Origin of the sequence: Halobacillus sp. BBL2006, assembly GCF_000786645.1 — a bacterium.
Classification (GTDB): Bacteria; Bacillota; Bacilli; order Bacillales; family Halobacillaceae; genus Halobacillus.
Map to the genome: position 1 here is coordinate 1 of NZ_JRNX01000359.1, position 10378 is coordinate 10378.

18 protein-coding genes are annotated in these 10378 nt (G+C 38.0%); 8 read left to right on the forward strand and 10 right to left on the reverse strand.

Features of this window, described 5'->3' with window-relative positions; all coding sequences use genetic code 11:
• Positions 1-57: 57 nt before the first annotated feature.
• Positions 58-303: a DUF2626 domain-containing protein gene (locus LD39_RS11215; RefSeq protein ID WP_035546360.1), complete on the reverse strand. Its 246-nt coding sequence runs from the start codon at positions 301-303 to the stop codon at positions 58-60.
• Between the two features lie 251 nt (positions 304-554).
• On the opposite strand from LD39_RS11215, the gene LD39_RS11220 reads away from it, so the two are divergent.
• On the forward strand, positions 555-938 hold the full coding sequence (locus LD39_RS11220; protein WP_052158830.1) for a Spx/MgsR family RNA polymerase-binding regulatory protein: 384 nt from the start codon (positions 555-557) through the stop codon (positions 936-938).
• Between the two features lie 437 nt (positions 939-1375).
• Here LD39_RS11220 and LD39_RS11225 read toward each other — a convergent pair whose 3' ends face one another.
• From LD39_RS11225 to LD39_RS11265, 9 genes are all read right to left on the reverse strand, one after another.
• On the reverse strand, positions 1376-1795 hold the full coding sequence (locus tag LD39_RS11225) for a ComGF family competence protein (RefSeq protein WP_035546362.1): 420 nt from the start codon (positions 1793-1795) through the stop codon (positions 1376-1378).
• Entirely contained in the window at positions 1779-2111 is a 333-nt protein-coding gene (locus LD39_RS11230; protein ID WP_156112626.1) for a hypothetical protein, read from the reverse strand. The genes LD39_RS11225 and LD39_RS11230 overlap by 17 nt, the downstream gene beginning before the upstream one ends.
• Complete coding sequence (gene comGD / locus LD39_RS23105; RefSeq protein WP_035546381.1) at positions 2098-2535, reverse strand: competence type IV pilus minor pilin ComGD; 438 nt, start codon at positions 2533-2535, stop codon at positions 2098-2100. The genes LD39_RS11230 and comGD overlap by 14 nt, the downstream gene beginning before the upstream one ends.
• 5 nt (positions 2536-2540) lie before the next feature.
• The gene (gene comGC / locus LD39_RS11240; RefSeq protein WP_035546383.1) at positions 2541-2852 is read right to left on the reverse strand and encodes a competence type IV pilus major pilin ComGC; all 312 of its coding nucleotides are present in this window, start codon (positions 2850-2852) and stop codon (positions 2541-2543) included.
• Positions 2853-2869: 17 nt separating this feature from the next.
• A complete protein-coding gene (locus tag LD39_RS11245) occupies positions 2870-3919 on the reverse strand; it encodes a type II secretion system F family protein (protein ID WP_081988422.1) in 1050 nt (349 codons plus the stop codon).
• Positions 3885-4499: a GspE family protein gene (locus LD39_RS11250; protein ID WP_231572562.1), complete on the reverse strand. Its 615-nt coding sequence runs from the start codon at positions 4497-4499 to the stop codon at positions 3885-3887. The genes LD39_RS11245 and LD39_RS11250 overlap by 35 nt, the downstream gene beginning before the upstream one ends.
• A complete protein-coding gene (locus LD39_RS11255) occupies positions 4483-5895 on the reverse strand; it encodes a recombinase family protein (RefSeq protein ID WP_052158832.1) in 1413 nt (470 codons plus the stop codon). Before LD39_RS11255 ends, LD39_RS11250 begins: the two co-directional genes overlap by 17 nt.
• A gap of 194 nt (positions 5896-6089) precedes the next feature.
• Complete coding sequence (locus LD39_RS11260) at positions 6090-6314, reverse strand: helix-turn-helix transcriptional regulator (RefSeq protein WP_035546366.1); 225 nt, start codon at positions 6312-6314, stop codon at positions 6090-6092.
• Between the two features lie 118 nt (positions 6315-6432).
• Entirely contained in the window at positions 6433-6801 is a 369-nt protein-coding gene (locus LD39_RS11265; RefSeq protein ID WP_035546368.1) for a helix-turn-helix domain-containing protein, read from the reverse strand.
• Positions 6802-6959: 158 nt separating this feature from the next.
• Between LD39_RS11265 and LD39_RS11270 the strand changes: the two genes are divergently transcribed.
• The 7 genes from LD39_RS11270 to LD39_RS21805 form a co-directional block, all read left to right on the forward strand.
• On the forward strand, positions 6960-7175 hold the full coding sequence (locus tag LD39_RS11270; protein ID WP_052158833.1) for a helix-turn-helix transcriptional regulator: 216 nt from the start codon (positions 6960-6962) through the stop codon (positions 7173-7175).
• Between the two features lie 294 nt (positions 7176-7469).
• On the forward strand, positions 7470-7685 hold the full coding sequence (locus LD39_RS11275; RefSeq protein WP_035546370.1) for a hypothetical protein: 216 nt from the start codon (positions 7470-7472) through the stop codon (positions 7683-7685).
• A 23-nt stretch (positions 7686-7708) separates the two neighbouring features.
• Entirely contained in the window at positions 7709-7900 is a 192-nt protein-coding gene (locus LD39_RS11280; RefSeq protein ID WP_035546373.1) for a hypothetical protein, read from the forward strand.
• An 18-nt stretch (positions 7901-7918) separates the two neighbouring features.
• Entirely contained in the window at positions 7919-8200 is a 282-nt protein-coding gene (locus LD39_RS11285; RefSeq protein WP_035546375.1) for a hypothetical protein, read from the forward strand.
• The gene (locus tag LD39_RS11290; protein WP_035546377.1) at positions 8197-8493 is read left to right on the forward strand and encodes an AbrB/MazE/SpoVT family DNA-binding domain-containing protein; all 297 of its coding nucleotides are present in this window, start codon (positions 8197-8199) and stop codon (positions 8491-8493) included. Before LD39_RS11285 ends, LD39_RS11290 begins: the two co-directional genes overlap by 4 nt.
• A gap of 241 nt (positions 8494-8734) precedes the next feature.
• Positions 8735-9430: a phage antirepressor gene (locus LD39_RS11295; protein WP_255349884.1), complete on the forward strand. Its 696-nt coding sequence runs from the start codon at positions 8735-8737 to the stop codon at positions 9428-9430.
• A gap of 71 nt (positions 9431-9501) precedes the next feature.
• The coding region (locus LD39_RS21805; RefSeq protein WP_197061421.1) for an HNH endonuclease at positions 9502-10378 on the forward strand (877 nt) is incomplete at its 3' end.

Sequence of the window (10378 nt, forward strand, 5' to 3'; positions counted from 1 at the left end):
ACGTAGAGGAAGAAAAATAAAAAAATCCTGTTATCCATTGGGGATAACAGGATTTTTTTAGTGACCACCGAAGCTCGGTACTAAAATAAATGATGAGTAGTACGTAAATCCAATCATGAAAACTGTCAAGTATGAGAAGAATATGTACACATACATGCGTTCTGACAGTTTAAGGTAACCAATAGTAAGGAAAAAAGCCGTTTGAACTAAAGATAATAATGCCGCTTCCATCATATCGCCCGCAAAAAACATGACAGCGAAAATACCTGTCCAAAAGGCCAGCACTCGAAACATACGATCCATGCTTTTTCCCCCTCCTTTTTCATCGTTAAACTATCATTCATATTATAAACGACCCAATGTGAAATGTAAATAAATCGATGAGCTCCTGCCTATATAAATGAAGGCGCTCTCTTAGTAAGTTTCCCGATTTTTGCAGAAAAAACACGAAGGAATGAGAAAAATTATAAAAAGGAGTTTAAATTATTGTACAAAGGTTATACATTAACTGTACAATATAAAGTGTACTTAATCTAAATTAGGGAGCGTTGAAAATGTATGAATTAAAATTTTACAGTTACCCAAGTTGTACATCCTGTCGTCGAACAAAGTCTTGGTTAAAGAGCCAAGGGGTGGATTTTAATGAGCAGCACTTATTTCGCGAGACGCCTGACGCTGATGAACTAAGAAGGATTTTGTCTTTGACTACACAGGGGATTGATGAAATTTTAGCTAAACGAAGCAAAGAATATAAAGATTTAGGAATTGATGTTGAGGATTTGTCACTTAACGAATTCTTGGATTTAGTCATTGAAAAGCCTAAATTGTTGCGACGTCCTATACTTACAAATGGAGAAAAACTTGTCGTTGGATATAACTTAGAAGGATTGAGAGGGATTACGAATAACAGAATAGAATACACTGCAAACATTTCATAATAAATCTAAAGAGGTAATTGGATATGGCCAACTTTGCGACTTAATAAGCATCGCCCCTGTTAATCACTTGGGAGCGGTGTTTATTTATATATAAATTTCAGAGGGAAAAATAAGTATCGAGCGACTTTGTTCTTTTACCTCGGAGTGTTAAACTCCAGTGGCACTTGATGGTTTCGGATTCTTCCCTTATACAAGTGGCTGTAGCTTCACCGTCCGGCGTTGTGATGTAAAAGGGGGCTGTTATACCGAGATTTGTCTTGGAATTGGACTCTCTAATAAAATGTTCTTCTGCAACGCTCAGCAAATGTTGTTCCTTAATATGGGAGATGTAGACATCGGTTCCTATTAATTGATTATTATATTGAGAAATCGATGTAAATAATAGCGTGAATAATATCAATGCTAAACCTAGTGTCCATGGAAATATCACCCCTCTATTATTGTGTAGATGCGTAGTGAATTTGTTTTTGATAAAACTCTCCTCCTTTCATTTCCACAGAGACTAAAATATTCCGACCATTCTCCATAACAGTGAACACCGTAACGTCAGATAATAAAGCCTCATGACCTGTCCCGCCAACTTGCCTCCGCACTTTATCCTGGTATTGTTCTATAACGACAGAACGGTATCGAGAATCAATAATCTGCAATTTATTTTCTTCAACTAAAGTATTACGTGAGAGATTGACTTCATGCTGAATAAATGAGAAAAGTTGACGAGCAGAGAGTTCTTGGTCGTAAGAAGGATTTTTCAGAGCATAAAATAAGGGGGAAGAGAGAATTACGATCATGAGGATCAAGATTAGGCTTATAAGTGTTTCCGTCAAAGTAAATCCTTTGTTACTTTTGTAATTCATACATACAAAACTCCTTCAAGTTCCCTTCTCTAGTTCTCCACGATGCACATCCTTCAATGAATTCTTCGTTTTGTTGAAATAAGAAAGTGACTTGTGTATGTGTTTCGTCAGAAATGGAATAGGGGTAGGAATTTGATCTTTCTGGCAATGACTGAAACTGATCCTGAAGGGCTGAAATTGCATATCTTTCCAAAGCAAATTCCCTTTGCGCCGCGCGGAGTTGGATGAGGGAGGGGTAAATGGTAAGGACAATAAGCAGGAACACACTAAAGGCTGTTACAGTCTCTAACATCGTAAACCCTCTATTGTTGTTCAATGTTCATCCTGCTTGATCCAAATGGGAAGACAAGTTTGTAAGTATCGGTTGGACTATACAGTTTCATAGTCCCGGGCTTTGCGATGATTCCTCTTGAATTAAAACGGATGGGATTTTCGAGTGTCATTAATTCAAACCTCCAGTTTTTCGGAAATTTTCTAATAAAAATTGTTTCACTGTCCTGTGCATCATAAAGTACATAATCATTCGAACTTAGACGGAAACTTAACCAATAATAGGGATGATCTTGTACAGTAAGTTGCTGAGCCAAATAAATATCATCCTTTAACTGGTCCATGACCGCAGAAGTCTCTACCGATCGAAATGTACTTACGTGGAGGGGGATGATGCATACTAGAAGGATTGACCATGCAGTAAGTACTATTAAAATTTCACTTAGTGTGAAACCATTTCTGGGAAACATAATGATCAAGGAGCAGGGACTGCTGTAACAGTACCAGATCCATCAATATTTAAGCTATCGCCATTAGGGCAGGTACTGTCCTTTAAGTACTTCCCTGTCGTCAATTGTTCGATTGTAGGAAAATTGTTATTCTCCATATAATACGCCTCTACTTGAGCTTGGGCAGTTACAATCAAGGCTTCACAGCCTTTTTCCCTGATTGTTCCATTGTGTTTGGAAATATTCGGCACAGTAATGATTAGCAGAACTGATATGACTAGTAATACAATCAACATTTCAATTAGTGTAAAACCTCTTTGATTATTCAATTTTTTCATGGTGATTACTCCTTTATTCATATTTCAGCCATCCATTGGTATAGGGGAAGCATGATGGAAGCATAGATACATACGACGATAAGGGCGATCAGAATAAAAAATGCCGGCTGTATGATCTGTAGAAATTTTGTTGCTTTGTCTTGAAAGTATTCAACAAAAAATATAGTTAACATTTCCAGCTCATTTTTTAGAGCTTCTGCATCGTTGGTATGGTGGAAGAGAGTTGTCAGTTCTTTTCTCAATAGTGGACAAGAATGCATAGCCTGCCCCATAGTTACGCCTTCTTCAAGTTGAAGGAGTATTTGTTGACTATAATGCGAAAGAAGTTGGTATTTTTTGTGCTGACTCATGATTTCAAGTGATTGCTTAAGGGTTAATCCTGCTTTGAGAAGAGAATGCAGGTGTGTTGTGAATAAATAGGAGAGGTGGAAAGAATGGTAATAGTTGAGGACATACACTTTTTGATAGAGCTTCATTTTCTTCTGCAATGGAAGTCTAGGTACGATGAAAGGATAGGCGATACTGATCGCTAAAATACCAACTCCGAGAATACCCAGGCCATTGATGAGGTAATTAATGCTAATCATCAACCATAGGGAATGGACATCCTCCTTAAATAACATTAAGAAGTTAGGAAGGATTGTCTGTTTGATAATCGTAAAAGCAATAACGATGAAAAACATTAATACCAGAGGGTAACGGAGGACTTGAAGGAGTTTTTGTTGGTAATCTTTTTTCATACGGAGCAGCTGTTCACATTGTTTGAACATTGTGGGTAGATCGTGGTGAACCCTTCCAAAATAGAGGAAATTCGTAACCATAGAAGAAAAATCAGCTTTTTGAAAAGCTACATCAATTTTTTCACCACGAGTTAAATGTGTAATCAATTCTTCTGAAACGTTTTTTAACGCTGGATCCCATCCAGTCATTTTCAGTGCATCAAGGATAGGGTATCCTTTTGTTAGGATGTGGCTTAGTCGATGAAAGAATAAAACTTGGGTTGAGATAGTTAAAGTTCTTTCACGAATTGATCTATACTTCGTAATGGTGGATATAACCGAGGGCATACGCTTTCCTCCTCAAGTTTGAAAAAGATCTGAATTCTTTTTGTGTGTATGGTGAAAGATCATTGATTGCGTGATGCAAAAGACCGTTATCAAGCATCTCGAGAATGGCTGTTCGCTTGGGAAGAAAAGTGTTTCCATGGAGGGGAACCAATTGCTGCGCGGCGATGGCGATTAGTGTTTGTTCTAGGTCAGCTTGCTGGATGTTCATTTCTTTCAATCGACGAATTGTTCCATAAGCATCTTTAGCGTGAATAGTACTAATAACGAGGTGTCCGCTTAATGCCGCACGAAAAGCAAACTGAGCGGTGGCCTGATCTCGGATTTCGCCTACCATGAGTAAATCTGGATCATGCCGAAGTGCAGCCTTCAGGCCAGTATCATAAGTGATCCCTGCCCGTTCATTGACCTGTACTTGGATAATGTTATTTAAATCTTTTTCAATGGGATCCTCTAAGGTAATGGCCTGAAAGGAGCGATGATTCATTAATGATTGCAGCAATGCGTATAACGTAGTCGTCTTGCCGCAGCCTGTTGAGAGCGTTACATAAATACAACTATATCGACTAATAAAAATCAACATTTGTAATTTCTACTCGTTCTTTTCCCTTGTTTGATTTGTGCGGTGCTTTAGGGGGTTGATCTTCAAGGGTAAACTCAATTTTTTTTATGAAGGTGGAAATGAATGATCTTTTCTCGTCCAATGTTAGTAGGGTGAAATGTTCGTTAAAACTTTTAATAATCTCGTTTATAGCAGTCAAGTCAATTGGTTCTGGATGTTTGTAATTTTGCGCTTTTTTCTTTAATGCCTCATAAGGTTCTTTGGTTTCTTCCATAAGCCTTTTAAACTCGTCATCATCCATTAGATCAGAAGCCCATGCCCTTTGATACTTTTCACGTTTCTTCTCAATTTGTTTCAGTTGTTCAAAAAATACTGGCGTTTTTACATCCTCTTCTTCAAGTGATTGTAACTGATCGATTTTGACATTTCTCATATAGGAATAGAGCGCGTCCAAAAATCTTTGTTCTCCAATTGACTTATTGTATTTCCCTTCTTTCGCACAGACCTGGCATCGATAAATTGCACCTTGATATTGTGTGCCATCACTTTTTTTTCTTACATATCGATTTACAGATAGTGGTCTATTACATACTGGACATATCAATACACCTTGAAAAAGGTAAGTGCTTTTAACATGTCGTTTGCGGAATATAGTTCGACTGTCTAAAATTTGCTGAAGCTTAAGGAACTCTTCCTTTGATATAAGCCCCTCATGCGTATCTTCATAAACTTTATCGTTCCATCTTGTTGCACCGTAAATTGCAGGGTTCCTTAAAATTCTTAATACGGTATTAGGTAGCCATTTGTTTTTGTCGTTGTTAGTCTTAGTTAGAAAATCCGCAACAGATGCAGCTGACATTCCGCCCATTATTTTTTCTATCATATCTAACACAATAGGAGCTTTTTCATTTTTAACTAGCTTTTCTCTTTCTGACAAATCAAACCCAAAAGGCACGTTGCCAACACGCTCCCCTTCAGACACCTTCTCTTCCAATGCCATTTTAATTCGTTCTGATGAGTTTTCAATCTCCCATTGAGCCATTGCCGCAACAATCGTAATGAACATTCTCCCCATTGCTGTAGATGTATCATACGGCTCAGTTGCAGATTTGAAAGTGCATTGGTGTTTGTCCATTCTTTCAAGCATCTTGTGTAAATCCAAAACCGAACGGGTAAATCGATCTAAACGATATACTAAAATCATACTTATTTTACCCTGATCCATAGCATCAAGAAGGTTTTGCAATTGTGGACGATTTGTATCTTTACCTGACACACCTTCATCAACGAAAAATTTATAGTCTTTCCATCCTTGCGCTGAACAATATGCGTTCAATCGTTCTTTTTGAGCTGATATTGAATATCCTTCCTTCGCTTGTTCAAGAGTACTAACTCGGATATAAACACCGATTGTCATTCCTAATCACTCCTAGGTATTGTATAATAAACAAGAACGCTTGTTCGTGTTGTAGTACTATGGTACTCTATTATTAACAAAAATTCAATTTATGACAAATATGTAAAAAACTGATACGAAAAATGTTAAGTTTTGTTATAATTTAAGTGAGGAGTTAAGCCGTTCGGCTTAAGAAAGTCGGTGAGTAGCCAGTGCTACTCGTTATTGCCTACCTCTATCCACTCATAAAGTTCATCGATACGGCAATTCAAAATGGAAGAAATGTTTTTAGCAACCTGGATAGACATCTTTTGTCTACCTTGTACATATTTGTTGATTTGCTGCACCGTGATGTTAAGTTTGATTGCTAAGTCCATCTGAGTCATGCCGTTCTCAGCTAAGTGTTTTCGAAGTAGGCATCTACCGACTTTGTAAGTCAAACAGATACCCCCTCTAAAATTACACCAACGAAGGAGAAATTCATGATGTCTAAATCAGTTGATCTAATGGAATTGTTAAGTAAGTTGGTTAAACAAGATACACGGGAGAAGTATGGAACTACTTCATCCCGCGAAGAGAACGAATGAAGGCGATGGCCCCTTCCAGCTCCTCCTTAGTGGCAGGTTTTCCATCTACGGAAAGTTTGTACTTTTCTTGAAGCTCTTCAACCGTCAACTCTTTGCTGTCTTCAATGAATCCTTCCTCATCGTAGGTCAATTTTTCTGTTTCTGATCTACCCAGTAAGTAATCTACACTGACATCAAAGAAGTCTGCTATATCATTCAATCGCTGATTTCTTGGCAGTCGATTGGTACCACTTTCATAATGTGTAATAGAGGTGCGGGGCATATCAAGTCGAAGGGCTAATTCCTCCTGGGATAACCCTTTTTGCTCCCTTAATTTCTTTAGACGTTTAGAGAAGTTCATCTTCTTTTCCCTCCCAAAGTTAACCCATTATATTATAACTAATAATGTGCGTAAAAAATACTGTGCGTTTTTCGCAATAATATGTTGACATGTTCGCTAAAAGAACATATACTTTCCTTAAGGTGCTAGAAACGAACATCAAAAGGAGGTGGAGAAACATGAAACATACAGATGAAAAAACTGTAGTGGCAAGAAAGAAACTGGTGGTTACTCGTAAAGAACTTGGTTTATCTCAACAGCAATTGGCAAATAAGGTAGGCATCCACAGAGCTTATCTCTCCAATGTAGAATCTGGAAAACATAACCCTTCGTTAGAAACAGCTGCGAAGATTGCCAGGGAATTAAATCGCACCGTGGAAGACCTTTTTTTATAATCTTATTGTGCGATTTTCGCACATATTTTATACATTTGGAAAGGAGAAAATTATGCCAAAAAAAATCACTCCTCCGAACATAAGTGAACGGACAATGAAAGAAATGGCAAAATTCTTCATGAAAACTTCCGTCCCTCGATTAATGGAACAAAGGAGGACGAGCTGTGAAAAAGCTCGATAGTGTAGATATCACCTTAATCTGTTTGCTTGTCGTCTCTGGATCTTTATTATTCTTTTCAGTTTTCATTCCACTTTAAGGAGGTGAGTGCAATACCAAAGATCAAGAGCAAGCAAATGACGTTTGGGGAAATGCTGATCTTCACTCGGCGCTTTCAATACATCGTGAACACACCAACAGATCAATACCATAAAGACATGAGTTTAGCAGCTCTCATGGATGATCTGATGAAGATGTTCGATATCCCGATGTTTTATAACGAAGAGTACGAAAGAAATAATCCGGAATTGATGATGCTGTACCGCACAGTTTCGGATGCAAGAAAACTATGAATCTTTGAAAGGATGGAATTTTAATGGGACGTACATTTAAGAATGAGAAACAGGCGGCATTTTTCCGCGCAACACAGGCAGGAGCAGTTCGTGAAATTGCTTTGAATAATGGAGGAACTGGAGATCTTCGTAAAGGCATCACTCAAGAAGAATTTGATAAGCGCAAGAAGAAAAGAAAAATCGCTCAGGCAACTCGTAAAGCTAATCGAAAATAATTAAAGGAGGAAATGTAAATGAGAAAAACGTTGGTGGAAGCTGCAAACTTAGCTGAAAGGAAGGAAAGGGTTGAGCAAGATCTAAAACGAGTTAAGACCTCTACAAGAAGCGGCCAGTTTAATATTGAGCTCATACATTTTGGCGGTGTTAGCGCTGAATGTAACATCCTTCCTTCAAATGAACTTCATCATACTGCTAGATATTTGATGATAAATGCTTTGGAAGCAGAATTATCTAAAATCACTACAGAGTTGAACAAAATGGTGACAGTACATTCAGAGGAGGAAGAAACAAAATGAAATCAACTGGAATTGTTAGAAAAGTAGATGATCTTGGTCGTGTAGTAGTACCTATGGAACTTCGCCGCATGATGGGAATTAAGGAGAAGGATCCTTTGGAGATTTATGTAGAGGATGACAAAGTAATTTTGAAAAAATATGTGCCGTCGGAGGAGATTCAAGCTCAAAAAAATCACATAAATAAATTAGTCCAATATTGTGATGACATGAAGATTAAAATGGGACCAGCTCAGAAAGAACATCTTGAACAAATACAAAACCAATTAATTGATTCAAGAAACTCACTCAAATAAAAAAGCTACCTTCGGCAAAAGGCAGCTAACTAAGGTGAATCACTTGTTATGCATCAACTATACCACCTTGTTCTCAGTCGGACAAGCGTAGTATGAGTCGTCCGTAGGTAGTTTATGGTTCTAACTAAGTTTGTTAATGCGGCAGGTTCAGCCTGTCGTTGAGATCAGGAACGGCGAACCTCCTCCCCCTCAATAGTTCAGGCGTTCCTGGTTTCAACGATGTGCTGGCATCAGATTGGAGGTGATTAGGATAAAAGAGCTACAAAAAGTTTTTAATTACAGAGATAAGCAAGTCAGGACTGTATTGATGAATGGGATAGTATGGTTCGTTGCAGTTGATGTATGTGAAGTTTTGGAAATTAAGAATAGTCATGACGCTGTTTTCCGACTGGATGATGATGAAAAAGCTACCTCGGTAGTACCGACCCAGTTTGGAAATAAGCAAATGAACCTGGTTAACGAATCCGGTCTATACTCCTTGATATTTAAAAGCCGAAAGAAAGAAGCAAAGACGTTCAAAAAATGGGTAACTAACGAGGTATTGCCGTCAATAAGGAAAAACGGCAGTTACACTCCACAAGTTCCGCAATCGTTTTCGGAAGCGCTTAGACTTGCTGCAGATCTACAGGAAGAGGTCGAACGGAACCGTCCGAAAGTGGAAGCTCATGATCGTTTCATCAGTGGAGAGAATTATCAGACCATGGCCATTGCAGCTAAATCATTAGGTACTGGACGGAACAAATTGTTTAAGTTTTTGAAACAAAAAAAGATCCTCATGTCCAATAACACACCCTACCAGGCGTATATTGATCGAGGATACTTCGTCGTAAAAGAAAAGTCTATTCAAATGGGAGAACAGGTAATCAATAAGCCGCAAACTTATGTGACCCCTAAAGGAGTCGATTACCTGTCCAGAATTTTAAATGAAGCGGGTTGATGGATTACCATCAGCCCCACTTTTTAAAACTACTAACTAAATTATACCACATACAGCAGGAGGGAAAACACTTGGCAAAATTCAGACACGTCTACACAGACTTCTGGGAGGATGCTCACGTGACTGAAGAGATGACTCCAGAAGACAAATTATTTTACTTGTATCTGCTAACAAACCCAAGTACAACCCAAATTGGAATATATCAAATTACTAAGAAGCGGGTTGCATTTGAACTTGGCTATTCAATGGAAACAGTAACTAGTTTGTTTGATCGCTTTATTAACCACCACGGCGTTATAAGGTATAACGATGAAACTAGAGAATTGGCAATTAAGAACTGGGGAAAATATAACCTTGTCCGAGCTGGCAAGCCAATTGTTGATTGTGTAAAAAAAGAACTTAAAGAAGTAAAAGATGTTTCTTTAATTGAATACCTGTCTGGTGGCATTAGCAACGATTCAATAAAAGATATTTACGACTCGTATTCCTTGCAGAACGATGTGTACTTTGAACCTTCCAAAATCTATCAACCGGAGATTGGGGAGAAGATTACGACTCGTAACTATATTATGTGGCGGGACAAGCAAAAATGCTTTTATACCGGAATTACTCTTCAAAGAAAAGATGTTGAGTTAGATCATATAAAACCAAAATCAAGAGGTGGCAGCGGTGATCCAGGTAATGTTGTTGTTTGCTATTCGAAGTTCAACAACTTAAAGAGTGGTTCAGAAGACCTTGAGTCTACGATATATAACTGGAATGAAAAGAATCCAAACTATCAAGTGGACTATGAAACTGTAGTTGAAAAAATCAAAGCACTTAAAGAATTTGAACAGTTGAGAACCACGTCCAATGTTACGTATAGAGAAACGATTGAAAATAAAATTTACGATACGTATACGATACGTAATTATATAGATACGTATCGGGGGCAAAAAGAAAAAGAAA